General features: G+C 36.6%; 26 protein-coding genes and 2 tRNA genes. 8 read left to right on the top strand and 20 right to left on the bottom strand.

Going from position 1 to position 26,165, the window contains the following annotated elements; genetic code table 11:
* Positions 1-401 precede the first annotated feature (401 nt).
* The 6 genes from LKE05_RS05385 (at position 402) to LKE05_RS05360 (ending at position 5,263) form a co-directional block, all read left to right on the top strand.
* On the top strand, positions 402-851 hold the full coding sequence (locus tag LKE05_RS05385) for a hypothetical protein (RefSeq protein WP_308456175.1): 450 nt from the start codon (positions 402-404) through the stop codon (positions 849-851).
* A gap of 35 nt (positions 852-886) precedes the next feature.
* Positions 887-1,513, top strand: coding sequence for a copper amine oxidase N-terminal domain-containing protein (locus tag LKE05_RS05380; protein WP_022230688.1), 627 nt, complete (start codon positions 887-889; stop codon positions 1,511-1,513).
* A 646-nt stretch (positions 1,514-2,159) separates the two neighbouring features.
* Positions 2,160-2,591 carry a sigma factor-like helix-turn-helix DNA-binding protein gene (locus LKE05_RS05375; RefSeq protein WP_022230689.1) on the top strand — a complete coding sequence of 144 codons (432 nt, stop codon included), beginning with the start codon at positions 2,160-2,162 and terminating at the stop codon, positions 2,589-2,591.
* Positions 2,588-2,824: a helix-turn-helix domain-containing protein gene (locus tag LKE05_RS05370; RefSeq protein ID WP_022230690.1), complete on the top strand. Its 237-nt coding sequence runs from the start codon at positions 2,588-2,590 to the stop codon at positions 2,822-2,824. The genes LKE05_RS05375 and LKE05_RS05370 overlap by 4 nt, the downstream gene beginning before the upstream one ends.
* A 467-nt stretch (positions 2,825-3,291) precedes the next feature.
* Positions 3,292-3,468, top strand: coding sequence for a hypothetical protein (locus LKE05_RS05365; protein ID WP_022230691.1), 177 nt, complete (start codon positions 3,292-3,294; stop codon positions 3,466-3,468).
* An 88-nt stretch (positions 3,469-3,556) separates the two neighbouring features.
* The gene (locus LKE05_RS05360; protein ID WP_022230692.1) at positions 3,557-5,263 is read left to right on the top strand and encodes a recombinase family protein; all 1,707 of its coding nucleotides are present in this window, start codon (positions 3,557-3,559) and stop codon (positions 5,261-5,263) included.
* A 52-nt stretch (positions 5,264-5,315) separates the two neighbouring features.
* Here the strand turns inward: LKE05_RS05360 and LKE05_RS05355 are convergent.
* A tRNA-Met gene (locus LKE05_RS05355) sits at positions 5,316-5,392 on the bottom strand.
* A 158-nt stretch (positions 5,393-5,550) separates the two neighbouring features.
* Between LKE05_RS05355 and LKE05_RS05350 the strand changes: the two genes are divergently transcribed.
* Complete coding sequence (locus LKE05_RS05350) at positions 5,551-6,918, top strand: sodium-dependent transporter (protein WP_308456174.1); 1,368 nt, start codon at positions 5,551-5,553, stop codon at positions 6,916-6,918.
* Between the two features lie 54 nt (positions 6,919-6,972).
* On the opposite strand, the gene LKE05_RS05345 is transcribed toward LKE05_RS05350, so the two are convergent.
* The 14 genes from LKE05_RS05345 to LKE05_RS05280 all read right to left on the bottom strand — a co-directional run bounded on the left by LKE05_RS05345 (position 6,973) and on the right by LKE05_RS05280 (position 21,205).
* Positions 6,973-7,049: transfer RNA gene (locus LKE05_RS05345), tRNA-Arg, on the bottom strand.
* A gap of 37 nt (positions 7,050-7,086) precedes the next feature.
* Positions 7,087-10,167 carry an AAA family ATPase gene (locus LKE05_RS05340; RefSeq protein ID WP_308456173.1) on the bottom strand — a complete coding sequence of 1,027 codons (3,081 nt, stop codon included), beginning with the start codon at positions 10,165-10,167 and terminating at the stop codon, positions 7,087-7,089.
* The gene (locus tag LKE05_RS05335) at positions 10,164-11,276 is read right to left on the bottom strand and encodes an exonuclease SbcCD subunit D (RefSeq protein ID WP_308456172.1); all 1,113 of its coding nucleotides are present in this window, start codon (positions 11,274-11,276) and stop codon (positions 10,164-10,166) included. The genes LKE05_RS05340 and LKE05_RS05335 overlap by 4 nt, the downstream gene beginning before the upstream one ends.
* Positions 11,277-11,424: 148 nt before the next feature.
* Positions 11,425-12,594, bottom strand: coding sequence for an AI-2E family transporter (locus LKE05_RS05330; protein WP_308456171.1), 1,170 nt, complete (start codon positions 12,592-12,594; stop codon positions 11,425-11,427).
* A 76-nt stretch (positions 12,595-12,670) separates the two neighbouring features.
* Positions 12,671-12,967, bottom strand: a complete 297-nt coding sequence (locus LKE05_RS05325) for a hypothetical protein (protein ID WP_022230246.1) — start codon at positions 12,965-12,967, stop codon at positions 12,671-12,673.
* A 25-nt stretch (positions 12,968-12,992) separates the two neighbouring features.
* Positions 12,993-13,529 carry a 2-oxoacid:ferredoxin oxidoreductase subunit gamma family protein gene (locus tag LKE05_RS05320; RefSeq protein ID WP_308456170.1) on the bottom strand — a complete coding sequence of 179 codons (537 nt, stop codon included), beginning with the start codon at positions 13,527-13,529 and terminating at the stop codon, positions 12,993-12,995.
* Positions 13,529-14,284: a thiamine pyrophosphate-dependent enzyme gene (locus LKE05_RS05315; protein ID WP_118445647.1), complete on the bottom strand. Its 756-nt coding sequence runs from the start codon at positions 14,282-14,284 to the stop codon at positions 13,529-13,531. The genes LKE05_RS05320 and LKE05_RS05315 overlap by 1 nt, the downstream gene beginning before the upstream one ends.
* Position 14,285: 1 nt before the next feature.
* A complete protein-coding gene (gene vorB, locus LKE05_RS05310; RefSeq protein ID WP_022230243.1) occupies positions 14,286-15,344 on the bottom strand; it encodes a 3-methyl-2-oxobutanoate dehydrogenase subunit VorB in 1,059 nt (352 codons plus the stop codon).
* Between the two features lie 3 nt (positions 15,345-15,347).
* Positions 15,348-15,557 (bottom strand): 4Fe-4S dicluster domain-containing protein, encoded by a 210-nt coding sequence (locus LKE05_RS05305; RefSeq protein WP_022230242.1) that lies wholly within the window; start codon positions 15,555-15,557, stop codon positions 15,348-15,350.
* 28 nt (positions 15,558-15,585) lie between these two features.
* Positions 15,586-16,257, bottom strand: coding sequence for an ATP-binding protein (locus LKE05_RS05300; protein WP_308456169.1), 672 nt, complete (start codon positions 16,255-16,257; stop codon positions 15,586-15,588).
* Positions 16,258-16,342: 85 nt separating this feature from the next.
* Positions 16,343-16,909, bottom strand: coding sequence for a hypothetical protein (locus LKE05_RS05295; RefSeq protein WP_308456168.1), 567 nt, complete (start codon positions 16,907-16,909; stop codon positions 16,343-16,345).
* 19 nt (positions 16,910-16,928) lie between these two features.
* A complete protein-coding gene (locus LKE05_RS05290; protein ID WP_308456167.1) occupies positions 16,929-18,125 on the bottom strand; it encodes a BaiN/RdsA family NAD(P)/FAD-dependent oxidoreductase in 1,197 nt (398 codons plus the stop codon).
* Positions 18,118-19,260, bottom strand: coding sequence for an AI-2E family transporter (locus LKE05_RS05285; RefSeq protein ID WP_308456166.1), 1,143 nt, complete (start codon positions 19,258-19,260; stop codon positions 18,118-18,120). Before LKE05_RS05285 ends, LKE05_RS05290 begins: the two co-directional genes overlap by 8 nt.
* A 58-nt stretch (positions 19,261-19,318) precedes the next feature.
* On the bottom strand, positions 19,319-21,205 hold the full coding sequence (locus LKE05_RS05280; protein ID WP_308456165.1) for an S-layer homology domain-containing protein: 1,887 nt from the start codon (positions 21,203-21,205) through the stop codon (positions 19,319-19,321).
* Positions 21,206-21,509: 304 nt separating this feature from the next.
* Between LKE05_RS05280 and LKE05_RS05275 the strand changes: the two genes are divergently transcribed.
* Positions 21,510-24,074: an S-layer homology domain-containing protein gene (locus tag LKE05_RS05275; protein WP_308456164.1), complete on the top strand. Its 2,565-nt coding sequence runs from the start codon at positions 21,510-21,512 to the stop codon at positions 24,072-24,074.
* 214 nt (positions 24,075-24,288) lie between these two features.
* Here LKE05_RS05275 and LKE05_RS05270 read toward each other — a convergent pair whose 3' ends face one another.
* From LKE05_RS05270 to LKE05_RS05250, 5 genes are all read right to left on the bottom strand, one after another.
* On the bottom strand, positions 24,289-24,675 hold the full coding sequence (locus LKE05_RS05270) for a desulfoferrodoxin family protein (protein ID WP_117966266.1): 387 nt from the start codon (positions 24,673-24,675) through the stop codon (positions 24,289-24,291).
* A gap of 52 nt (positions 24,676-24,727) precedes the next feature.
* Positions 24,728-25,006: a hypothetical protein gene (locus LKE05_RS05265; protein ID WP_117966269.1), complete on the bottom strand. Its 279-nt coding sequence runs from the start codon at positions 25,004-25,006 to the stop codon at positions 24,728-24,730.
* Positions 25,007-25,027: 21 nt separating this feature from the next.
* Positions 25,028-25,333 (bottom strand): hypothetical protein, encoded by a 306-nt coding sequence (locus LKE05_RS05260; protein ID WP_022230233.1) that lies wholly within the window; start codon positions 25,331-25,333, stop codon positions 25,028-25,030.
* A gap of 12 nt (positions 25,334-25,345) precedes the next feature.
* Positions 25,346-25,570 (bottom strand): hypothetical protein, encoded by a 225-nt coding sequence (locus tag LKE05_RS05255; protein WP_308456163.1) that lies wholly within the window; start codon positions 25,568-25,570, stop codon positions 25,346-25,348.
* A gap of 105 nt (positions 25,571-25,675) precedes the next feature.
* A complete protein-coding gene (locus LKE05_RS05250) occupies positions 25,676-26,161 on the bottom strand; it encodes a DUF4330 domain-containing protein (protein ID WP_022230231.1) in 486 nt (161 codons plus the stop codon).
* Positions 26,162-26,165 lie beyond the last annotated feature (4 nt).

The raw sequence follows: 26,165 nt of genomic DNA, 5'->3' as shown, positions 1-26,165 counted from the left end.
GCACTGTATTTGGCAACCTTTGAAGCAACAAAGAAGTGGACAATGCCACTTAGAAATTGGGGCAGAGTTTACGGAGAGCTGTCAATTATGTATGATGGACGACTTGTTTAGCATATATTTTTACATTTGTATAGTGTAAAAAATACGGTCTTTTACAAGACCGCTCTTGACGCGGAAGAAAATCCGTGCTATATTACAAAAAGGCAGATAAGCTGAATTTTGCTTATCTGCCCAAATAAAACTAAGTATTTTATCATAGAAAAATTAATTTACAGAAATAATCTCACACACTCGGTGCGCCTGCAAATAACGGTGGCTGGTATCTGATAGCAAGCCGAAACAATAATAACAGCAATACCACATCATCAGCCGGAATGAAAACCTTTTACAGTTCCCCCATTGTGCAGTCAACATTAGTAAACGGCGAATACAGACCGAAGCATGATATATATTTATACTATACATACGGCGACGGAACGGTATATTGTCAGGTGCAGAATGTAATAACGGGAGTAGCGCAAGAGGGATATGTGGACGATTACAGATTTAACACATCAGCGCCTAACATCTGTCTTATGACAGGTACGTCATTAGTTCCCGATATTTACGATAGTACGGGAACGCAGACGGCAGGCGATATAAAATGCGGCGCATATTTAAAAAATGTAATCTGGAGTGAAAATAAAATTTATAAGCAATCTTTATGGAAAGGTACAGCGTACAGCTTCGCAGGTAATAATTCATCTACCACAAATTATTTACTGACATACGACAGAGATAATGCAAGCTGTACCGCTACAAGCGACAGAGATACTATAAACATTTTTTATGACGCTGCATATGAACAATAATAACAAGATAAGTTAAGAGAAAGGAATGTTTTACTATGAAAAAGGTAATTTTAGGTTTAATAATTGGTATAGTTATATCGACGGGCACAATATATGCAAAACAGATAAATGACACAATAGAGATTGCGTATAATAACATTAAAATATCAGTTTTCGGACAAGAGTGCATTCCGAAAGATACGGACGGAAATATTGTTGAACCATTCATATATGAGGGTACAACATATGTCCCTATTAGAGCTATTTCACAGGCCTTTGGAAAACGTGTGGATTGGAATGACGAAACAAAAACCGTTGAAATCTGCCAACCATTTTCCTATCAAGAAGTTATGAAAGCTCAAGATGTAATTAAAACATTTTTTGATGATTTTGCAGAAAATAATTATACTGAAATGAAAAAAGTTCTTAGCGAGCCATTTTCTCAATATGATATTTCTAATGGTGTATATGGTATGAAATCAGCCACATTATCGGGAATTGAGTATATAGAAGAAAGTTCAGATTGGTCTACTGATACATTGATTTTTAATTGCACTTTCGATAATGTGGAGTTTACTCCTAACGCAAGTAATAATAATGGGAATAACAAAGGAGCTTGTTATATATTAGTTCATAAAGATAGAGATACATACACTATAAGTAATTTTGTTTCTGGACTTTAAAATACTTTGAGGATAAAACCTCAATATTTTTCTTATACAGAATAACTTATTTACAAAATCAATATAATATGGTACAATATGGTTACTTTTATAATGTTTTTGTAATAAGGAGTGAACAGCGTACAGCCACAATGTGTGGATTGTCAAAAATTTATGCGCTATTATAGGATTATAGGGACTAATAAAAAGTCGGACTTGTCAAAAAAATTTGTTTGATAGGTTCGGCTTTTTTAGTTTCTAATGCGAAAAATGACCGTTTAAGACTAAATAATATAGAAAGCGTAATATTATGTGTATTTATGACAGATAGTATTATGCTTTTTTCTTTTTATACGGCAATGCTAAATATATATCAAAATTTTTTTGGGTATCTTTACGAAAAATCGTTCATTCAATATTATAAATCGTTTTTTTGTTTTATTATATCAAAAGTGTATGAATTATATCTTTTTGTTTCGATAAATAAAATGATATGTTTTTTTATAAGACCTCCGCCCGATATGCTTGATTTTTCTTACAAACTTTTTGCTAAAATACAGAGAATTTTTATTAAATGTTTTTTCTGAAAACAAGCAGAAATTTATCTAATTATTTGTTCCCCATATGAGGGATAAAAAATCAGTTTTCGGTGTTAGGAGTTAAAACTATGAGAGAATTTTCAGAACAGGACAAGCAGCGCATATCAAAACAATTTTGTTCCTTTTGTTGCAGCGTCCTAAAAAATGAAGCAAACAATATAAGAGCTGAATATAAACACTATGCAGATTTGGAAATGGATTTTAGTTTCCTAAGTGACAAGGAACAGGCAGAATTATATACATTTGATTGCTATTTTGTAACCGATAATGTTTTCAATGTATGTGATATTCGTATCATAGTATCTAACAATATGTTGGCAGAAGCTATAAACAAACTTCCTTGTGATTTAAGAGATATTGTTTTACTATCATACTTTGCAAATATGCCTGATATAGAAATAGCAAAACAGCTTGATTTAAGCTATTGGATTGTTTTTCGGGCGCGCATACGCGCATTAAAACGATTAAAGGCAATTATCAGTACGGAGGGCATTAAGTGAAAAAAACTTTATCAGACATTCCTTTTTCAATAATCGAAAAAGCAATAAATGAAGACATAGAAGCCATTGATTACATACTTGCTCATTATAGAAATTACATAATTCGTTTGTCTACGAGAGTTGCCCGTGATGAAAATAATAATGAATATATGTATGTAGATGATGATATGCGTTCAAGACTTGAAAGTAAACTAATTTATAGTATTATAAAAAAGTTTAAAATCTTGTCTTAAAATAATGCGGGGTGCTTTAAGCACTCCGTAAAGTACACGATTTATCCGATATAAACGCATTATATCTCTAATGCGCTTATATGGGCTAAAATCCCCTTTGTTCTTTGACAACTGAATAATCCAATCATCAAATACTTTCTTTCCGAGCAGGAGCCGGCGGCTCGCCGTAATGAATGTAACAGCTTCTACCATACAAACAGTATGCCGAGTACGGACGTTTTACATTTTAGCGATAAGACCGTCAATAACTATCGGCTTGCAACCGATACGGCCACGATTGACGAAAAGTATAATGATACTCCCGCCTTGAACGCGTCACTGCATTGGGTGGCTGGACGAGAACCGTGCAGGGGTGAAATTCCCGTGATACTGATTAGCTATCAGTAGTTTGATGATTGTTTGAGTGATTGGGTTATTACTCTCGGTAGGTGGATTTAACATAAAATATTTATGGAGGTTCACTATTTATGAATGACACTACTCAAAACTTAGAACACAAAAATATTTGTAATAAAAAATCCCTTGACGCTGAAATTACATATCAAGTCAATGGAACCTCATTTGTTGTACAACCGATATTCAAAGAGAAATCTTTCGAAACATTAGGCTCTGTTTTATTACGGCTTATGACATCAAGCGAATAAAATTTTTAAAACAGGCTGACAGACGGTTAAAAGCGCGGTATAATATAAATGTAATACTGTTTATTTGACTGTCTGAAAGGAGGAAATAATGAAGCGGTCAAATAACAAACAAAAAGAAATGACAGCGGCTTTATATGTTCGTTTAAGCCGTGATGATAACTTAGAGGGCGATAGTTACAGTATAGGCAACCAAAAGAAATTACTAACCAAAATTGCAAAGGAAAAAGGCTATACAAATTTATTGATATTTTGCGACGACGGTATTTCGGGCGTTACAATGGAACGTCCCGGATATAAAGCTATGATTGAAGCGATAGAAAACAATAAAATTTCAGCCGTCTTTGTAAAAGACCTTTCAAGATTGGGACGTAATTATATTGAGGTCGGCAGACTTACGGAAGAATTTTTCCCTGAATATGATATACGGCTTGTTGCTGTTTCTGATAATATAGATACACAAGAGGGCGAAAATGAGCTTGCGCCAATAAAAAATCTTTTTAATGAATGGTATGCGCGCGATATTTCAAAAAAACGCCGTATCAGTAACAAGATAAAGGGTAATGCGGGCGAACCGCTCGGACTTCCCCCGTATGGATATATCAGAAATCCTGACGGAAAGAATTGGATTGTTGATGAAGAAGCCGCAAAGGTAGTCAAACATATTTATGATATGGCGCTTGGCGGTTTAGGTACAGACCAAATCGCTTGCAGGCTGGAGGAAGAAAAAATCCTTACTCCTGTAAACTATTGGTATAGTAAAGGGATAAGCCGTCCGGGCTTGAAAAGCTCTCAGGAATATCCTTATAAATGGCACCACTCAACAATTATCAATATACTTTCCAAACAGGAGTATTGCGGTGATGTGATAAACTTTAAAACCTATTCTAAGTCATACAAAAATAAAAAGCGTTATGAGAATGACAAAGAGAATTGGGCGATATTTAAAGATATTCACGAACCAATTATAGACCGTACCGTTTGGGAAAAGATACAGGAACGCCGAAGCAGACGAACACGCAAAAAGCCAGTAACAGGCGAAGATAAGAATATGTTTTCGGGATTGCTGGTATGCGCGGACTGCGGAAGCAAACTCGGTTATCATTTCAATCAGGCTAATCACGATATAACCTATTTTAATTGTATGGGATATAACAGGGGCAGCAGAAAAATATGTACCTCAACACATTATATCCGTACTGATTTTTTAGAGCAGGTTGTACTCGGTGAAATCAAACGCTTAATGAAATTTGCCACTCTATATGAAAATGAATTTGCTAAAATTGTTATGGGAAATTCGATTAAAACGGCAGAGCAGGAACGACGCTCCAAACAAAAGGAACTTAACTCCTTGCTTGCGCGTGATAAAGAGCTTGACTTACTTTTTGAAAAAATTTATGAGGATAACACTCTTGGACGCATAAGCGACGACAGATTTTCAAAATTGTCTGTAAAATATGAAACAGAACAAAAAGAAAATGAAGTAAAAATCAATGAACTTCAAGCGGAGCTTGATAATGAACAGAATAGAGCTGTTACAAGCGATATGTTTTTATCTTCTGTTCGTAAATATACAAGGGCAAGGAAACTGACACCGAGAATGTTAAACGAATTGATTGACAAGATAGAAGTATATCAGGCTGAAAAAATAGACGGTAAAAAGGTACAGCGGCTTAAAATTCATTATAACTGTATCGGAGCTATTGAAATACCTGATTTAAGTAAATTACCTGAAAATAACGTATCAGTACATACACGTCAGGGCGTAAATGTTCAGTATGCTGCGCTTGCCGTATGAACACAAAAAAAGAATGTCCTTATTGGTTCAAGTCCAATAAGGACACTCGGTATGGTAGCGGTAAGTGGATTTGAACCACTGACACTGCGGGTATGAACCGCATGCTCTAGCCAACTGAGCTATACCGCCGTAACAACAAAATCTATTATACACGCATTACATCATTTTGTCAACACTTTTTTTTAAAATTTTTTAGAAAATTTTAAAAAAGTTTGATTTTTGATGAAATCTATGTTATTATGATACACGTTAATATTTAAAGCAATATATTTGAAAGGATTTATTATATGGAAAGAGAAAATTTAAAATCGAGATTAGGATTTATACTCCTGTCTGCCGGCTGTGCGATTGGTATAGGCAATGTTTGGAGATTCCCTTATATTGTAGGAAATTACGGCGGCGGAATATTTGTGTTATTTTACCTGTCCTTCCTTGCCTTAATCGGCATTCCTGTTTTGACAATAGAGTTTTCAATAGGTCGTGCAAGTCAAAAGAGTACCGCTAAAGCATACCAGGAACTTGAGCCGAGAGGTACAAAATGGCACTTACATTCTAATTTTGCGATTGCCGGCAATTATATACTTTTGATGTTCTATACCACAGTAGCCGGTTGGATGTTATATTATTTTTATAAATTTGCCGTCGGCGGATTTGTCGGTTTGGACACCGCTAACGTAAAAAATACATTTAACAACCTTTTAGCCTCCCCCGCTACCATGACATTTTGGATGTTGGTTGTTGTTGTTTTGGGATTTGGAGTTTGCTCATTGGGACTTCAAAAAGGTGTCGAAAAAATCACTAAAGTTATGATGACCGCACTGCTCGGACTTATTATAATTCTTGCAATACACGCAGTCAGACTTGACGGCGGTATAGACGGTGTAAAATTCTATCTTCTGCCGAACTTTGAAAAAATACAGGAAGTAGGATTTTTCAAGCTTATAACAACCGCTATGAACCAAGCATTTTTCACACTTAGTATCGGTATGGGATCAATGATGATTTTTGGCAGTTACATTGATAAATCACGAACTCTTTTAGGCGAATCAATAAATATTGCTCTGCTTGATACATTCGTTGCTATAATCGCAGGACTTATCATATTTCCGTCATGCTTTGCTTTCAACGTTGAACCCGACAGCGGTCCAAGCCTTATATTCATAACATTGCCTAACGTATTCACTTCAATGAAAGGCGGCAGAATTTGGGGCAGCTTGTTCTTCCTGTTTATGACTTTCGCGGCATTTTCTACGGTTATTGCATTGTTTGAAAATATACTGACTTGTTGCGTTGAAAAATTTAATATCACAAGAAAGAAAGCCGTACTTATTAATATAATAATTATATCGGTGTTGTCATTGCCTTGCGTGTTCGGATTTAATATATTATCATCACTCCACCCATTAGGCGGTGAGTCAACTATTCTTGACTTTGAGGACTTTCTTGTAAGTAATCTTATATTGCCTGCCGGCTCACTTATGTACTTGTTTTTCTGTATATCAAAACGTGGTTGGGGCTTTGACAATTATCTTAAAGAGGCTAATACCGGTGTCGGTCCGAAAATTCCAAGATGGATTAAACCGTATTATAAATACGTTATGCCGATTATTATGCTTATTCTGTTGGTACAGGGAATTGTTAATACATTTATATAACATAAAATCGGATTAAAAAAAGTCATAGCAAAGTTTACTTTGCTATGACTTTTTTGGCACGTCTGACAGGATTTGAACCCGCGACACCAAGAATCGGAATCTTGTGCTCTATCCAACTGAGCTACAGACGCATATGTCAATATTAACATATCCGTCTTACTTTGTCAATCAATTTATGAGTTCAACCGTACTTCCCGCAGAGCCTTTTTTCACGACAATCTTTTTATCGATTCTGTCTTTCAATTCTGAAATATGCGATATAATACCTACCATTCTGTCACTTTCCGAAAGCGAATTAAGCACTTCTATCGCCTGTTCAAGTGATTCATTGTCAAGTACACCAAATCCTTCATCAACGAACATTGACTCCAATTTAACACCGCCTGCGTTACGTTGTATAACCTCCGAAAGTCCAAGTGCCATACATAATGACGCCTTAAACGACTCACCTCCCGACAATGATTTAACGCTCCTTTGCTTTCCGGTATAATTATCAAACACATCAATATCAAGACCGCTGTGAGATTTCAAATTACTGTCGCCGTCATGCTTTACAAGTTCAAAACGACCGTTTGTCATATACGAAAAACGCTTATTGGCCTCATTTAGAATCGACCTAAAATATGCCGACTGAATGTACTGCTCAAACGCAATTTTTTGACGTTTTGAAAGTTCACCGTTTGCCGTCTGCGAAATATTCAGATATGTAGAATATCGTTTTCCGCTTTCGTCAAGTTCCGTTTTCAACTTCTGCGTTTCGTCCATTATACGCTTATTTATACTGATATTAGCAGTCAAGCTGTTCTTTTGTTCCGTTACTTCCTCCAACGAATTTTCTGTTTCTTCTTTATCTGCCTTTAATTTTTCAATATCAGTCTTTTCTGCCTTACCTATGTTTTCCTTAAGCATCTTTATTCTCTCATTGCAAGCACTTAATTTATTGTCATACTCCTTGATTTCATCACGCATATCTGATATATTTTCAATATCACTTACCAATATTTCAAGAGTATTTTCATCATCAATGCCGTACTTTTTCATTGCTTTTTCAAGCTTTTCTTCCTGCTTTTTTATACGTTCGTTTTCCGTTTTAGCCAAAGGCTCGTTTTCGTTTATAACAGCTTTGGCATTGTCAATGACTTTGACACATTCATTATAATTTTGTTCGGCAATTTCAAAACTTTTTTGCATTTCATCAATCCTGTTTTCTAAATCGTCAAGCACCTTTTCCGCCTCGGACTTGTTTTTACAGCTTATCATTTTTTCAAGTGCCGTTATTTTGTTTTCGTCACCGTTTATAACCGTTTTCAAATCATTGATTTTAGCCGTAATTTCTTCGATTTTCTCACCGGTTTGATTGCATTTTTCGGTGTATGCGTTTAAATTTAATTCACATTCAATTCTTTCTGTATTGCGTTTTTCGGCAATTTCAAGCTGTTCTTTTGCATTTGTAAGCTCATTTTTGATATTTTCCACAATTTCTTCGACTGTATTTTCAGTTTCAATATCCATATCTTTAAGTGCGGTTTTAATTGAATTTTCAATTTTTTCACATTCATTCTTTTCTTTACTTGCTTTATCGGCAATTTTTCTGCACTCGTTATCTGCCATATCGGCACGTTGTTTCATTTCGTCAAGTTCATTTTCTGAAGGTGCGGTATCACTTTTTTGAGCAATGCAAGGGTGGTTTGTTGAACCGCATACGGGACACGGTTCATTTTCGTTCAAGCTCTCTGCCAATATTCCCGCCTGCTCTCGTAAAAATAAACTGTAACCGTTATTATAAGTTTCTAAAGTTTGCTTATATAACTTTTCAGCATCTGTATATTGCTCCGAAAGTTTCTTATGTTTCTTTTGATGCTTTTTCAAACTGTCACAGTCAAGCATAACCTTTTGTATTTTAAAATTATGCTTCTCTTTTTCTTCATACAGGCTCTTTACCTTTTGCAGTTCGACTTCGGTTGATTTCAATTCAGAAAGTTTATTTTTTTCGTCTTCTGCTTTTTTCTTATCATCATTGAATGTAGCCTTTAATTTTTCCGACTCGTCATTAGCCTTTTTCAATGACTTTTGATTTTTTGTATTTTCCTTTTTCAAACTTTCATATTCTTCATAATATTCAAGTTCATTTTTCAATCCGACTGCCTTTTCCGAAAGCGTTTTCCTTTCATTTTCTCTTGCTTTTTCATCTTCAAGGATTTCCTTTAATTCGTCGTATTTTTCTGTATTTTCTTCAAGCACTTTTTTGTTTGTCGAAATACTTTTTTCAAGTTTTCCGACATTTTCGCGATACGATTTAAGCATTGTTAAAATAGGTATTACGTCCTTATTAACACTTTCAAGTCTGTCTGTATCTTTTCTTAAGCTTTCGATTTTTTCACTGTCATCATTTAGCTTTTTCAGTGTTTCTTCTTCCTTTTCAAGCGATTCGATAAACTTATTTGTATTTTCCGCCAAACTGATTTCGTCTGAAAGTTTCTGCGATTTTGTTTTTAAACGTTTTTCTTTCGCCGTAATACTCTTTTTATCTTTTTCCCAATCGCCAAGCAACTTCATCAGTGCATTTATAAATTCATCTGTCCTTGTTGAATCATATAAAATCCAATCATCTTCATTATCGCTTACAACGCCTTTTATTTCACGTTCAATACTGCTTTTTACAGTTTCATAATCACGTTTTGCATCATTGGCTAACATTTTCGCACGATCTTGAAAACGCCTGTATAAATCGGTATTAAATATTTTTCTGAATATCTTTCCGCGTTCGTCCGTGCCTGCAAGCAACAGTTTTAAAAACTCACCTTGCGCTATCATTGCAATTTGAGTAAACTGTCCGCAGTCGATTTTCAAAATATCCGTAACTGCTGCCGTCACTTCTTTTACACCCGATTTCACACTTCCGTCGGGATATGTAATTTCCGCTTTCGGTGTTTCCTCTGTTTTCAAGCCCTCACGCTTATATCTCGGATTTCTCTTTATTTTATACACTTCACCTCTGTACATAAACTCCAGCTCAACAAACGTCTTTGTATCTTTTTTTGCAAAGTCACTTCTAAGCATAGTATTTTCACGTCTTTGTGTTGCCGCTTCTCCGTACAAAGCAAAGGTTATTGCGTCAAATATCGTTGATTTTCCCGCACCTGTGTCACCTGTTATAATATAAAGACCGTTTTGGTATTTTTCAAAATCTATTGTCACTTTTTCAGCATAAGGTCCAAATGCGCTCATTGTAATCTTTAACGGTTTCAATTTTCTTTCACCTCCTCTAAAATCGAATCGACCAACTCGGCTTTTTCACTGTCTATTTCCACACCGTTCTGCAACTTATAAAAATCATAAAAAAGTTCATTATCAGGCTTAGTTCCGACACCTGTCGCCTCATATACACCCTTTGTATTTCCTTTCATATCACGTTCAAATTCAAGCTGCATAACATTCGGATACGCACTTCTCACTTTGTCCATTGCATCTATTATATTGTCTTTGTCGGTAAGCGTGATATGTAAATAATCATCAGAATCCGCCGCATTTATTACTTCTTTAGACAATATATTTTCAATACTGCCCTTAATCATTCGCATATCGTGCAAAGGCTTTAACGGTATTGTTTGCACTGAGAAATCATCTGCATCGACTATTGTAACGGTTTTATCGTATTTTGCCTCAGAGAATGAATATTTCAGCGGTGAACCGCAATATCGCACTTTTTCACTTAACGACTGCGGTCTGTGGATATGTCCCAAAGCCGTATAATCAAAATCATCAAACACCGATATATCAATATTATCAAGACCGCCTACAGATACACTTTCCGAATCACTTCGCATTGTTTCCGCACCTGTTTTGGTAATAAATTGATGTGACAGTATAACATTTTTCTGCGACTTATCAATATCCGTATTCTCAATAATCGTCCTTACCGCGTCCTCATACGTTTCGACTTCGGGGTAAAACCTTCTTACCATTATCGGCTTTACGAACGGCAACATATAAAAATTGACATCATCAATTTTCAACTTGTGAAGTTCACCGTCAAAAACCGAATATATATGCACACCGTTATTCTGCATTATTTTACTTCCGAACCCCAATCTTTCCGGCGAATCGTGGTTGCCGCTTATTATTAATGTCGGTATATCTTTCGTGGCAAGCTCCGTAAGAAAATCATCAAATACCGTAACCGCCTCGACCGCAGGTATCGATTTATCATACACATCGCCTGATACAATAACCGCGTTAATTTCTTCATTTGCGATTATATTAAGTATTTGTTCAAGTATGTATTTCTGGTCATTTATCATAGAAAACTCATTCACGCGTTTTCCTATGTGCAAATCGGATAAGTGTATAAACTTCATTGTGTTTCTCCTTTGCTTTAATTTGTTATCACTATTTTAACCCGACTTTCAATTCTTGTCAAATCAGCGATTTTTTATTTTTAAAATTGTTTATTTGCACACAATTTTAAAATATGTTATAATAAAAGATTACGCAAAAAGCAGTGCTTTACACACTGCTTTCATTACTCTCATCATTGTTATTTTCTTTTGCTTTTTTCTGTTCAAGACGTTTATATGTCCATTCACGCACGAGCGTATATATCACCGATGTAAACGGTATAAAGAACAGCATACCTGCCACGCCCATAAGGCTGCTGCCTATTGTAACAGCCGCCAAAACCCAAAGTGACGGCAAGCCGACCGAACCGCCGACAACTTTCGGATAAATTAAATTACCCTCTATCTGCTGAAGTACAATGAACACAATTACAAATATAAGTGCTTTCATCGGGCTTACCATAATCATCAAAAATGCACCCACAATACAGCCGATAAACGCACCGAATATCGGTATAAGTGCCGTAAAAGCGATTAAAACTCCAATCAAAAGTGCATACGGCAATCGTATTATTGACAATGTAACAAAGAACATTGTACCCAAAATCAACGCCTCAAGGCATTGTCCCGTTATAAAGCTTGAAAAAGTTTCATTGCTCAATTTTGCGACATACGTTATTTTATTAACTATTTTTTCAGGCAAAGCCGCCTGCATAAACATATTGACTTGTCTTTGAAGCGTTTCTTTTTTTGCAAGCAGATAGAACGCAAATATCAAGCCGATAAAAAATGCCGTTATTCCGGATACAACAGCTTTTGCCGCCGTAAATGTACCGTTTAAAACATTTCCCGCACCGTTTTGTAAGAAATTTATCGCAGTATCCATAAGTTTGTCGGTATTAAACTGCAAACTTGCAATCCAATCATGGATTTGCGTATTATTACTGAACATATCCTCTGCCCATTTCTGTACTTTTGGGAAAAATGCCTCTGCCGATTTTGTAAGTTCTCTCACCGTTCCGCCTATTTGCGGCACAACAATAAGTATCACACCCGCAATCACTCCGATTACAAGCAGAAAAGTCATAATCATACTGAGCGGTCTTGCATATTTCTTTTGTTTTCCGTTTTTGCTTTTGAACAGCAACTTTTCAATCGCTCTCATAGGTATATTAAGTATAAAAGCTATTATTCCGCCCAAAACAAACGGAAAAATTATTCCCCACAAAATTCCTATAGCGTTTCCGACCTTTTCGTAGTTCTGTACTATAACCAACACTACGACAGTAAACAATATTATTCCGCAAATTTTCTTTACATTTTCTTTGGTTAAATTCACATTTTTCACCCTTTCAGATTATGATTTTATAAATGCAAATAAGCTGTCACATAAAAATGCAACAGCTTAAATTTAATTAGCCCATCATTTTCATAGCGTCTTGCAGCCACCATTCACCGATGTCAATAGCCTTATAAAGATTTTCTCTTTCGCACTTACGATAAACCTGACCTTTGCCAAGCTCACCTGTGTTGTCCATAATCTGTACCTTAACTTTTGTAGATACGTCCACATCTTGCTTTTTACTGCTTTCCACGATGTCAAGAGCAAGAATAAGCTTATCTTCCAAATTTCCGTAATAAATTCTGTTCCCGCATCTTAAAAGCGGCTTACCTTTGTACATAAGACCTTTTTTCTTTTTTACCGCTGCCATAACCAAAATCCTCCTTTTAATCTCTCTATACTAAATTATATCCTTCTTTTACGGCTTTTATATTCATCTCTATAAGTTTATGCTTGTTTTCCGGTAAAGATTTCTTCATTGTGTATTCAATTTCATCGATTGTAAACAATTCCGTTTTCTTTAACACAGCACCGAGCATAACCATATTTGCAAGACTCTTATTACCCATATTATGAGCCGTTTCGGTAGCATTCACGCAAATTTCGTTTACGTCCTCTCTTTCCACCCTTCTGTCTATAAGCGACGTATCTATAAACACATATCCGCCGTCCGAAACCGTATTTTCAAATTTATCAAGTGACGGTTTATTCATTGCCACAAGGATATTCGGTCTTGTAACAATCGGCGAGCCAATCGGCTCATCATCTATTATAACGTGACAATTTGCAGTACCGCCACGCATTTCAGGTCCGTATGACGGTAGCCAAGAAAGTTTTTTGTCTTTAAGCATTGCCGCAAACGCAAGTATTTTTCCTGTAAACAAAATCCCCTGACCGCCGAATCCGGCAAGTATCATTTCACAATTTTTCATTATTTATCCTCCTCGACGTCCTCAATATCTTTAAAAACACCAAGCGGATAATACGGAATCATTTCATCTCTGACTCTCTGCATAGCCTCAACAGGTGACATTCCCCAATTTGTCGGACAAGTCGAAAGCACTTCGACTATTGAAAATCCCTTACCGTTTATTTGATTTTCAAATGCTTTCTTTATAGCCCTTTTAGCGTCCTTTATATGCGGTACGGAATCAGTTGAAACTCTCGCAATATATGATGGTCCGTCAAGTGTGGCAAGCATTTCGCACACTCTTACGGGATTACCTTGTATTTTCGGATCACGTCCGTAAGGTGATGTCTGCGTAACTTGTCCCGGAAGTGACGTTGGTGCCATTTGACCGCCTGTCATTCCGTAAATTGTATTATTGATGAATATAACGGTTATATTCTCGCCTCTTGCGGCACTGTGTACTGTTTCGGCAGTACCTATTGACGCAAGGTCGCCGTCACCTTGATATGTGAACACAACCCTGTCCGGCAGTGAACGTTTTATACCCGTTGCCACTGCAGGCGCTCTGCCGTGTGCCGCTTGTACAACATCAAAGTCAAAATAATTATGTGCCGTTACCGCACAGCCTACCGGCTCAACCGCAATGGTTTTGCCGCTAATATCAAGTTCATCAATGACTTCACATACAAGTCTATGCACAATTCCGTGCGAACAGCCGGGGCAATAGTGAAAAACTGTATCGGTTAATGAATTTGGCTTTTTAAATATCGTTTTCATATTATTGTACCTCCTTCATTATGCTCTTAACCTTTTCCGCGACCTCATCCGGTGTCGGTATAATACCGCCCGTACGTCCGCAGAAATAAACAGGTGCACTGCATTCACACGCAAGCTTAATATCTTCAATCATTTGTCCAGTACTCATTTCAACGGACAAAAACGCTTTCGGTTTAACCGTTTTAAAAATATTTTCAGGAAACGGCCAAAGTGTTATCGGACGTATAACGCCCACTTTTATTCCCTCTTCACGAAGTGACTTAACCGCTGTTTCGACAACTCTTGAAGTAATACCGTATGACGATATGATTATATCGGCGTCATCAATATCATGTGCCTCATATCGCTGCAAATTTTCTTTGACAACGTTGTACTTTTCCTCACGTTCCAAAACTTTCTTTTCAAGTTCTGACGCCTCAAGATAAAGTGTTTCAACGATGTTTTTCTTACGTTTATTATCAGTTCCTCTTGCCGCCCAAGGTTTGTCGGCATAAATCGGCTCAGGTATTGCATCTAAGTCGACAGGCTCCATCATTTGTCCCAAAGTACCGTCACCCAAAATCATAGTCGGAATTCTGTATTCATCGGAAATATTAAATGCTTCGGCTGTTAAATGAGCAAGCTCCTGTACGGAATTAGGTGCTAAAACAATTAAATGATAGTCACCGTGTCCGCCGCCTTTTACAGCTTGGAAATAATCTGACTGTGCCGGTTGAATACCGCCGAGTCCCGGACCTCCGCGAACTATATTTACAATAACGCACGGTAAATCTCCTGCCGCAAGATAGCTTATCCCCTCAGCCTTTAGACTTATTCCCGGACTTGATGAACTTGTCATCGTTCTCACGCCTGCCGCAGCCGCACCGTATACCATATTTATCGCCGAAACTTCACTTTCCGCTTGAAGAAATACTCCGTTTATTTTCGGCATTTTCTTCGCCATATATGCCGAAAGTTCCGTCTGCGGTGTTATCGGATAACCGAAAAAGTGACGACAGCCCGAACGAATTGCCGCCTCTCCTATTGCCTCATTACCTTTCATTAAAACCTTTTCACCCATCTGTCAGTCCTCCTCAATCGTGATAGCCGCGTCAGGGCAAATTGTCGCACAAAATGCACAACCGATACATTTATCCTGTTCAAATATTTCAGCGGGTTTGTAACCCTTTTCATTCATTTTATCGTCCGATATTCTAAGAATTTTCTTAGGGCAGACACTTACGCAAAGTTCACAACTTTTACAACGTTCTTCGTTGAAGATAACCTTCTTCAAAAAAAATCAACTCCTTTGTTGTTTTTTTTCACTGTATTTCCCATGGTCTTAAAATACAGATATTCATACGAAATACAGTATCCTTCAAATTCGTCGGAACGTTTGAAAGAGCCTTATCAATTCCGCAATTTTTTGTTATAGCTATACCCATTTTCTTTGACAGCATTTTAATTTCATCGTATCCCGAAAATAAAGTATTTCCGTCTGTTTGGTCGGATAAATTCGTATTATTGTATATATCCGTAAATTTCAAACGTGATGCACTTTCTATTCTCTCTGCGATTTCAATTAATTCATCATTCGTTCTTGTTAAAGGACGTTTTGTATTAACAATAAAATGCATCTCATAACCGTATTTATCAAAATATTGTTTATACTGTCCCAAAGCCAATGCACCGTCATCGTCACCGCCGACATCGAAAACAACAACAGAATTGTCATTATTAAACACGCTTAAAATATCAAGCGGCATTGTCGGCATATCAACATTTGACGACGCATAATTATTTGCAACAACTTTTATTCCGTTTTTCATTAGTACATTTCTTGCATCATTTGTTCTGAAATAAGGGTTTACAATATCCAAATCAACGATTACAACATCTTCGCCCTTCTTTTTCTCTTGTAGAGCAAAATTCAGTGCCACCTCAGTTTTTCCGCTGCCGAAATGACCTGTAAATATATGAATTCTATTTTTCATCTCTACTCCTATAAATAACAAATTCGTCAAAAATATAAATATATTATACCATAGCTTTTATAAAAATTCAACAACTTTATATGAATTATTCCTCTTTTTCGTACATAAATTCTTCAATTTTTTCTACAAATTCAAACTTTTTACTTCCTGCAATATATCCGCAATATGTCGCCAATATTGGCACTATAAGCATTAAAATACCCGAATAAATCGTATATGTTCCATTCGCCAATCCCATTATGCCGTTATACGGGAAACTCCAATAATAAAAAATTACATTAATTATTGTAGGCACAACTCCGTGAATACCGATTTCGTCACTGAACTTTGCCCATACAAATGCAAAAAGTGCCATCAAAATTGTTGTAACAACGGAAATAAGCACACCGAACATAGCACCTTTTAATTTACTCGGCTTTAGCGGTGTATACGATTTGTTATCTCTTATTGCAAAGTTTTTTGCAGGTATATAAAGCATTGCAAAATTTACACCTATGAATATAACAGAAATTATTTCCTTGGCAATATTCATTGACAGGAAGTACCAAAACGCAACCAATCCAAACACAAATGCCACACCTGATGCCGCAACCTGCATTAAAAGCATATATACAAACTGATATTTTACAGTTATTTTCATTGAATCTTTCATATAAAATACACTCCTTATATTATTTCCCTACGGATATTCCGGCAAGATACCCCGACGACCACGCCCACTGCAAATTATATCCACCGCAGTCACCGTCTATATCAAGTACTTCGCCTGTTGCGTATAAACCGTTTACAAGCTTTGATTCCATAGTATTCGGGTTAAAATCGTCCGTAATCACACCGCCTTTTGTAACCTGTGCATTGTTCCACGACATTGTACCCGTAATTTTAAAATTCCATTTTTTTATTGTTGAACATATACGTCTGATTTCCTTTTCACCCAGCGTTACCGCATATCTTGAAAGCGGCTCAATTCCGCAATATTTCAAAAGTGCCTGTCCGACACGTTTGTTAAACATTCCGACAAAGAAATTTTCAAGCGTAATTTTAGGGTTTTGATACATTCTTACACTTATCATATCATATAATTCGTCCTCTGAATATTCGCTCATTATATCAAGCGAAATCGTCTTTTGATTTTTCAGCCGTGACGAAAGTGAGAACACCGCAGGGCCTGATAAACCGTATTCGGTAAACAAAACTTCGCCGTATTCTTTAAAGTTACCGAGCGATACATTTGCATTCAGCTTTATACCTTTCAACTTCTTAACAACGTCCGTTTCTGTTTTAATCTGCACAAGTGACGGTGAAAGCTCCGTCACCTTATGACCGAAACTTTCTAAAATTTCATATCCGACACCTTTTGAACCTAAATTCGGTGCGGCTTTTCCGCCTGTTGCGACAATTACGCTGTCGGCATATTCGCTCTGTCCATTATATGAAATAACATTAAAACCGCTTTTCTTTTTCTTCACTTTTTCGACTTCAAATGATGTTACAATCTTAACACCGAGCGAATCAAGTCTAAACCTCAAAACATCAAGCACCGCAGAGGCTTGATCCGAATACGGATACACCTTTCCCTCATCTTCGGTTTTACTTACAATACCGAGTTCAGAGAAAAATTCAAGTGTTTCTTCCACCCAAAATTTATTTCTTGCACCCATTATAAATTTAGGATTTCTGCCGTGATAATTTTCAATATCGGCATTCATATTAGTCATATTACAGCGACCGTTGCCCGTTGCAAGTATCTTTCTGCCTACCCTTTCACCGCTTTCATATATTGTAACGCTGTTTCCGTTTTGTGCCGCAAATATCGCCGCAAAAAGTCCGGACGCCCCTCCGCCTATAACCGCAATTTTCTTACTCATTATTTTCACTTTCCTCTGACATTTTCTTTATTTCTCTGGCCGTAAAATAGTCCGACATAATCGCACGAATTATAGCAAGAACAGGCACTGAGAACAACATTCCCATAAAACCGAACAATGCGCCGCCGACCGTAACCGCAAAAATAATCCACAAAGGTCTGATTTCAAGCGAATCCCCCATAATCTTAGGACCTAACAAGTTTCCGTCAATCTGTTGAAGGACAAGCAAAACAACACCCGTCCAAACACCTTTCCACACACCGCCTGTGATGAACGTTACAATCAGTGAAATAACAAATGATATAATCGAACCGAAATACGGTATCATATCCATTGCACCGATAAACAAACCGAGTATAAGCGCATACTTAACATTCATAATCATAAGCACGATACTGCACACAACAGCCATTATAATACTGCACATAAGTCGGCTGTAAAGATAATTTGTAAAAATATCATTTATACGTTTTGCGTGTTCCGTAATTGAATTTGCACGCTTTTCTTTTAGGAATATTCCCATCAAACGAAAAATACCCTTTTTTAATCGTTCCTTGTCAATAAGCATATATATTGACGCAATCACCGCAACAAATATATCAAACAATCCCGTTGTCATATTGTATACACCCTGTGCATACTTGCCGAACTGCGACATATCTATTGACGTAACTATCTTATTCATCTCACTGTACAAATCAATACCATTGGCAAACAGGCTTGATTTTTTGATAATTTCAAAGTTATTGATGTAGTCTTGGAATGAAGTTATATAATTCGGCAAATTGTTATACAAATCCATAATATTCTTGTACAATGCCGGAATTAACATTCTCAAAATTGCCAGAACAGCCATAATCGCCAAAACATATATTGTTATAATACTTATGCCGAGCGTATGTTTTTTTATAAATGACTTTTTCGATTTAGAAAGCCATTTTTGCATACGTTTTGCGGGTATGTTGAGGATATACGCAATTATAAATGCGATGAAGAACGGCTTTACTGCGTCAAAAATTTTAGCCAAATACTGCGTTATATTATTAAAGTTATCAAAAGTTTTGTACACCGCGATAACTGCCACACAAAATACAAATGCAATTATCCATCCGTAATATTTTTCAAATCTCTTCATTTTTTCTCCTTAATAATAAAGGACGGAAACACTTCCGCCCTTTTATCTAAAGCATATATTATTCAGAAACAATAACAACAAGCTTACCGATAAATACGCCGCCTGAAATTGTACCTTTAATTTCTACCTTTTGTCCGACTTTGATGTCTTTCATTTTCTTTGCAATACCTGCAGCCGTTACAAAAGTTGTATTTCCGTCTTTGCAGAATGCTTGTTTTGAATCTGTTGATCCCTCCGGCTGTACACTGATTACGCCGTAAGAAGTATTAATTCCCGTAACGACACCGGACATTGAACCCGATGATTCTTGAGTTGATGTTGCGACAATCTTTGTTATTGCGTCACTTTCAACTGTAAGTTTTACAATATCGCCGACTCTGAAATCGTAAAGCGTCTTTTCTTCACCGTTTATAAGAATTTGTACACCGCTCGGAATTTCATATGTCTGTTCCTTATTGTCAACCTTTACAACCATAATTGACTTAGTTGCAATCGTAAGTGACTGAATTGTACCTTCAATAACCTTTGTGCTTGAAGTTGCGTTGATTTGTGTGATTACACCGTACTTCAATGTAAGTGTAACCTTATCGCCCTTGTATATACTTGAAAGGTCAACAGTTGAAGTATTTTTCTTTACAACAACGTCACTGCTTACAGCATATGTTTTACCGTTGTAAGCATCATTTCCGTGGCTGATTGTTATTTTAATATCGTCACCGATTTCCATATCTTCGATTGTTGCACCGCTTATTGTAGTTGTCTTTGATTCGCCTGCAAGAGATGCGATTTTACCGTTTACAAGATTTACTGTTACAACGTCACCGTCTGCAAAACTTCTTACAGTTGCCGGTGAGCCGTCATATGTTACCGATATATTCGACGCACATTCATAAGTTTCGTTTTCTTCCGAATCATCAGGCTTAATCTTTATTGATACAACGCCGGATTTAACAGATGAATTAACAAATCTGCCTGTGATTGTTCTGTCCGGTTCACTTGATACAGTGTCAACACTTACAAGTGTATTACCCGACTTAACGAACACTGCCTCAACACCCGAAACAAGTCTTGACGCTTGTATTTCGTCACCAAGGCTCTTTATAACTGTACTGTCTGTATATGTGTATTGAGTTTCCTTACCTTTTGAATTTGTTGCCGTGATTGTCTTGTTTTCGGTATCAACAGCTGTTATCTTATTCTTTTCAAATGTATAGTTTGTCTTGTCTACAGTTCTCGAAAGCATAACTGCCATTTGACTTCTCTTAACGGCTGTATTAGGTGAGAATAGCCCCTCTCCCATACCTTCCATAATTCCAGCGTCTGTTGCATAAGACACATACTGAATAGCATTTGACGGAACTTCACGTGCGTCTGTGTAATCAAGCACTACACCCAATTCTGAAAGTGCTTTTTCTTCGCCGCCCATTGCCTTAGTTATGATTATAGCAGCCTCATAACGTTTCATCGGTGTATCTTTTTCATCATCTTTTAGGTATGTATCAAGGTCTGTTTTCTTCAAAGCACCCTTATACATCAAATATGCGATTTCATCAGTACCCCACTTTAAGCCGTACTCTTTTATAACACTGTCGAACTTATCGTGTGCGATTTCCAATAATTCAGTATTGGCAGAATCATTTGACCCCATTGCTCTTGCGAAAAGCGACAATGCCTCAAGTCTTGTTACATCATTGTCAGGTCTGAATGTATTGTCCTCATAACCGGAAATAAAGCCCTTGCCCGCCATATCATTAATATATGACTTTGCCCAAGCAAATTCTTCACTGTTAATATCAGTAAAGCGAGTTGATGTTGACGGTGCTGCTGTAGGTGTAGCAATAGGTGTATCTGTTGTAGTATCTGTATCTGTCGGTGCCGCAAATGCAGGTGTTGTCATAGCAAGTGCAAGCAATATTGCCGACGCTGTTTTTATTACTCTTTTCATTATAATTTCTCCTTTTCCAAACATAACATTGGTTTACATATATCAATTTTAACATATCAGTTTTATTTGTGCAATAGCTTTTTGCGATTTAAACAAAAATTAACAAAAAATTAACTTTCGTAATGTTAATTATTGAGAACAAAACTCAGTTGCTACTTTAATATAGTCCGAAAACCTTTCACATTGTCAAATATTACAGCTTGAAACTTACTGTGTTATACTGTATTATCTCACTTGTGGTTGATAACAATTCACCCATTTGCTATTTAGGATAAGGGGCAACCCCAAAGGAGGTAATTTTTAAATGAACAATTTAAAAAAGCAGATTTTATCTGTCGCAGTTGCGACAAGTACAGTTCTTTCCTGTGTTCCTGTAAGTATGGCGGCTATTCCGGCTGACGTACAAGGTACACGTTACGAAGAGCCTGTACAAATTCTTTCGGCACTTAACATTATGGTCGGTGACGAAAACGGTGCTTACAGACTTGATGATACTATCATTCGTTCTGAAGTTGCCAAAATGGCAATACACGCACTTGGACTCGAAGATGCGGCAGAATCTTCAAAAGGTCAGACTATGTTTGACGACGTTTCAGCCGAACACTGGGCTAACGGCTATATAAACCTTGCAGTATCTCAAGGCATTATCGAGGGTGACGGTGACGGTAATTTCAGACCTAACGCACCTATTTCATATGCAGAGGCAATGACTATAATGGTTCGTGCAACAGGTTATACGGTATCAGCCGAAGAAAACGGCGGTTATCCTCACGGATATATGAAAACTGGTACTTCAAACGGTCTTGCAAAGAATGTTCAAGGCTCATATTCAGACAAAATTTCAAGAGGTAACGTTGCATACCTTACAACAAACGCACTTGAATCAAAACTAATGGAACAAACAGGTTTCGGTTCTGACGGCAAATATGAAATTACGGAAAAAACACTTTTAAAAGACAAGTTAAAAGTCACAAAAGATACAGGTCGTATCACAGCAATAGAAAACACTTCCCTTACGGGTTCATCATCACTTGCAAAGGGACAAATCAAAATTGACAACAAAACTTACGAAACAGCCTACAATATGAATAATCTATTAGGTTACAACGTAACTTACTATGTGAAAAACGAGGGTAAAAACGATGAATCGGTTATTCTTGCAATGCCTATTCAAAATCAAAACAATGATTTGACAATCTCATCAGAGCTATTCTCAAAACTTACAACAAAGAACGGCAACACAGCCATTGAATATTTCAAAGATGAAAACACTTCAAAGACAAATACCGCCGAAATTTCATCAGACGCCACACTTATTTATAACGGTAAGTATCAGGCTATGGACAAAAACTTGATTGACCTTACAGATAAGTCGGGTAACATTACACTTCTTGACTCAAACAAGAACGGTAAATACGATATTGTTTTCGTAAAAAATTATGAAAACATCGTTGTAGACAGCGTTTCTTCAACAGGTAAAATTGTTGATAAGTATTCTCAAAAGGTGTTAAAGCTTGATGATACTGTTGACTTCAGAATTACAAAAGGTCTTGAAGAAATAAGCGTTTCAGATCTTGCGGAATATGATGTACTTTCAGTTGCGGCAAGTCTTGACAAAGAGCTTTACGAAGTTGAAGTTACAAACAAAACCGTTGAGGGCAAAGTAACCGGTAAAGACAGTAAGGGTGTTCTTATCAATGGTACAAAATACAAAGTTGCGGCAAACTACACCGATTCAATCGACATCGGCAGTGAGGGTGTATTCTATCTTGATATAGACGGCAAAATCGCAGCACTTGACGGTTCAACAACTCTAAGTTCAAACTATGCTTATTTGATGAAAGCATACTATACAAAGAACACAGAAAAAGCGTCATTCAAACTTTTCACAAAGGACGGAAAAGAAGTAACTCTTGACGCAAACAACAAGATAAAATTCAACGGTAAAAGCAATGTTAAAGCACTTGACGTTGTAAATTCACTAAACACATCTGAAGATGTAACAGCAAGTCAGCTTGTAACTTACAGCACAAATGCAGACAACAAAATCACTGCCATAAACACTGCCGTTGATAACAGCGAAAGCGGTGCGGTAAACACTGACAAGTTCACAAAGAACTATGACCTTACAAACGCAAAATTTTCAAAAACTCTTTCAAAAGTAGGCAATGTAAGAGTTGATGACAATACGGTTATATTCGATATTACAGAAAATACAGATGATTATGCAATAAGAAATATCGCTATGTTTGAGGACGGTCAGACATACAATGCGTCAGTTTATGATATGTCTGAAAACTATACCGCAAAAGTTATGGTTGTTACAAATTCACAAATTAACGCAGCAGCCGATTCTTCAATCGCAGTTGTTAAAGATATTGTGAAAGCAACAAATAATGATGATGAACAAACAGATATGCTTGTAGCACTTGTAGACGGCAAGGAAGTATCAATTTACGCAGAAAGCGAAAATATCCTTGTAAACGGTGACAGAAAGCTGCAAGAGGGCGACATCATTCAATACAAAACCAACTCAAAAGGTGAAATCGTAAGTATTAGATTACTTCTTGATATAACCGCAAAGAATAACGAATTTACACTAAACCCAACCGACAAACTTGAAATAGTATACGGCAAGGTTACAAAGAAATTTTCAAATTCCGTAAACGTATCTGTAAATAATTCAAATACGGTAAACTACACTATCCCAGCTGAAACACCTGTTTACAGCGTGGATACAACAAAATCAAAAAATCCAATTACAGTTGCTGAAATCAGCGATATTCAAAACTTCGATTCAGACGAAAATAACAGAATCTTCATAAAAATTTATGATGATATAGTTTCTGAAATCGTAATTGTCAAGTAATAACATTTAATCTATCGGCTTAAAAATATCTTCTCTTTACACGACAAAGCGGGTGTTCTGAATGAACACCCGCTTTATTTTAATTTTACCCTTTTATCTTGTGTTTTCCTACAATATAATTATACAATAAAAATTTTGGTAAATCAAACATTTTTGAATGTTGTAAAAAAAATGTAAGCGTTTCAGACATTGTTTGTAATCATAATGCAACATTCTACGACATAGTTTTCCAAAGTCCGTGTAAATTGCAATATGAATACACCGTAACAGGCACATTTTCCGGTACTTCAAACGTTGCAATCGGATCGTCACCTTTTTTCAACGTGATACGCTGTTCAAGATATTTACTCTTTACTTCTATCCACTGTATGCTGTGTTCCTTACTCATCGGATGAAGCACACGCCCCACGCATACGGTTAAGTTATTCCCCTCCCTTTTGACTATCGGCAAATGTTTTTCTTCCAGAGCAATCAATTCATTCGCCTTTAATAATTCCATAGGCTTTCCGCAGCAAGTCAAATCATCACAGCAATGCGGTGTTATCGACTCCAATATCGCGTCACATACACCGCATTTATAAAATTTAGGTTCATAAAGCAATTTTGCCCTCGCCTCCTTTTTCTTTAGTATTTTCTAATTTTAGTAATTTATACTAAAACCACTCCGATAAAAATATAAACGCAAGTGCTATCAAAAGAAGTTTGTCGTCGCAATCGTCAATAAGCAATACCAATGCAACCACAATAAGTATTAAATCGTCAGTACCCAAACCGCTTAAAATTCCGCCGTTGTCGGGTTTGTCACATTTTTTCTCAATTTTCTCCTCTTTACATTCTATTTCTTTTTTGGGTGGCGGCATAGGTTTCCTCATATCCTCATTACGTCGTTGTACCGGAATCGGCATATCATTATAGCTATACGTCCTATACATCTCGCCACCTCCAAAATCATATTATTTCTTCAGCATTTTTGTTACGTTTGTAAGCCCCAAAAGCCTTACCGCCGAATCAATAGAATGTTTTCTGCCCTCACGCATATACGGCTTTAACGAAAGGAGTAAATTTGTTCTCGGATCGTTTTTGTTCACCGCCATACTGTCCATAATATTTTTTATCTGCATAATTTGATTTAAACCGTTTGAACTGTCAATTCCCTCCGATGTATTATCCGCAGAAGAAAGTGAGTTCATTACAGTTTTAATTTTGTCTTCCGCGTCATCACCCAATATATTTTTGAGTGTATCCATTGCGTCTGCCATTTCACTCACCTCTTATAATTTTTTCATAATCTTCATTAAATCAGCCGTACTGAGTCCCGATATTCTTTTTTTTACTTCATTTGGGTCAAGTTTCGAAAATTCCTGCAATAATTTATCCTTGTCTGTTGAATTGATGTGACTCTTTAATCTTCTTCCGTCTGCCGAATTTAAAAATTTATTTATCTCTCTTAACTGATTTTCATCAAAATCCTTTAACATTCTCTCTAATCTGTTCATAATCCACCATTCCTCTCTTAAAATATACTATGTTACCTCCTTTTATTATATTCCGCAATAAAAAAAATGAGTATGTCCAAAAACATACTCATCTAAAACAGTGTTTTATTCAACAACTTTTACGCTCTTTATGTCGCCAGAAGTTTTAACATACTTTGAATACAAATCTACATTTCTTCCGACGGACAATTCCGTACTGTCCTCAAGGATATAGTTATCGTCCGATTCCTTGCCTGTTGCTCTGATTGTCACATAGCAAGTATATCTTCCGGGCAATTCAGGGTTTTTAAGTTCACCCGACGCTGTTGTTGACTGCAATGTTGCATTTTCAACCTGTACATCAACAATTTCGCCCAAGTCTTTTTCAGACTTTTTATCTGTAACCTTGCCTTTTTTCTCAAGTGCGTCAACAGTATACTGTCTTACGCTTTCAACTTTAAGTACATATTCAAACTGTTTATTCGATTTAACCGCACCCGTAACACTGCTGCCGTATCTTGCCACAATCCCCACTATTACAGCAACTACAAGCACAACAACAAGAATATCAATAATGCTTACTTTTCCGCCGATTTTTCCGTTCTTATCCACGATA

It is taken from the genome of Hominilimicola fabiformis, from assembly GCF_020687385.1.
Classification (GTDB): domain Bacteria; phylum Bacillota; class Clostridia; order UBA1381; family UBA1381; genus Hominilimicola; species Hominilimicola fabiformis.
The sequence above is the reverse complement of the archived record's forward strand: the minus strand, read 5'-3'. Positions and strand labels throughout refer to the sequence as shown.

Coding starts and splice junctions, on each gene's coding strand:
- LKE05_RS05380 (WP_022230688.1), top strand. CDS start 887: ATGAAAAAGGTAATTTTAGGTTTAATAATTGGTATAGTTATATCGACG.
- LKE05_RS05375 (WP_022230689.1), top strand. CDS start 2,160: ATGAGAGAATTTTCAGAACAGGACAAGCAGCGCATATCAAAACAATTT.
- LKE05_RS05365 (WP_022230691.1), top strand. CDS start 3,292: ATGAATGACACTACTCAAAACTTAGAACACAAAAATATTTGTAATAAA.
- LKE05_RS05360 (WP_022230692.1), top strand. CDS start 3,557: ATGAAGCGGTCAAATAACAAACAAAAAGAAATGACAGCGGCTTTATAT.
- LKE05_RS05350 (WP_308456174.1), top strand. CDS start 5,551: ATGGAAAGAGAAAATTTAAAATCGAGATTAGGATTTATACTCCTGTCT.
- LKE05_RS05335 (WP_308456172.1), bottom strand. CDS start 11,276: ATGAAGTTTATACACTTATCCGATTTGCACATAGGAAAACGCGTGAAT.
- LKE05_RS05325 (WP_022230246.1), bottom strand. CDS start 12,967: ATGGCAGCGGTAAAAAAGAAAAAAGGTCTTATGTACAAAGGTAAGCCG.
- LKE05_RS05320 (WP_308456170.1), bottom strand. CDS start 13,529: ATGAAAAATTGTGAAATGATACTTGCCGGATTCGGCGGTCAGGGGATT.
- LKE05_RS05315 (WP_118445647.1), bottom strand. CDS start 14,284: ATGAAAACGATATTTAAAAAGCCAAATTCATTAACCGATACAGTTTTT.
- vorB (WP_022230243.1), bottom strand. CDS start 15,344: ATGGGTGAAAAGGTTTTAATGAAAGGTAATGAGGCAATAGGAGAGGCG.
- LKE05_RS05300 (WP_308456169.1), bottom strand. CDS start 16,257: ATGAAAAATAGAATTCATATATTTACAGGTCATTTCGGCAGCGGAAAA.
- LKE05_RS05295 (WP_308456168.1), bottom strand. CDS start 16,909: ATGAAAGATTCAATGAAAATAACTGTAAAATATCAGTTTGTATATATG.
- LKE05_RS05290 (WP_308456167.1), bottom strand. CDS start 18,125: ATGAGTAAGAAAATTGCGGTTATAGGCGGAGGGGCGTCCGGACTTTTT.
- LKE05_RS05285 (WP_308456166.1), bottom strand. CDS start 19,260: ATGAAGAGATTTGAAAAATATTACGGATGGATAATTGCATTTGTATTT.
- LKE05_RS05280 (WP_308456165.1), bottom strand. CDS start 21,205: ATGAAAAGAGTAATAAAAACAGCGTCGGCAATATTGCTTGCACTTGCT.
- LKE05_RS05275 (WP_308456164.1), top strand. CDS start 21,510: ATGAACAATTTAAAAAAGCAGATTTTATCTGTCGCAGTTGCGACAAGT.
- LKE05_RS05265 (WP_117966269.1), bottom strand. CDS start 25,006: ATGTATAGGACGTATAGCTATAATGATATGCCGATTCCGGTACAACGA.
- LKE05_RS05260 (WP_022230233.1), bottom strand. CDS start 25,333: ATGGCAGACGCAATGGATACACTCAAAAATATATTGGGTGATGACGCG.
- LKE05_RS05255 (WP_308456163.1), bottom strand. CDS start 25,570: ATGAACAGATTAGAGAGAATGTTAAAGGATTTTGATGAAAATCAGTTA.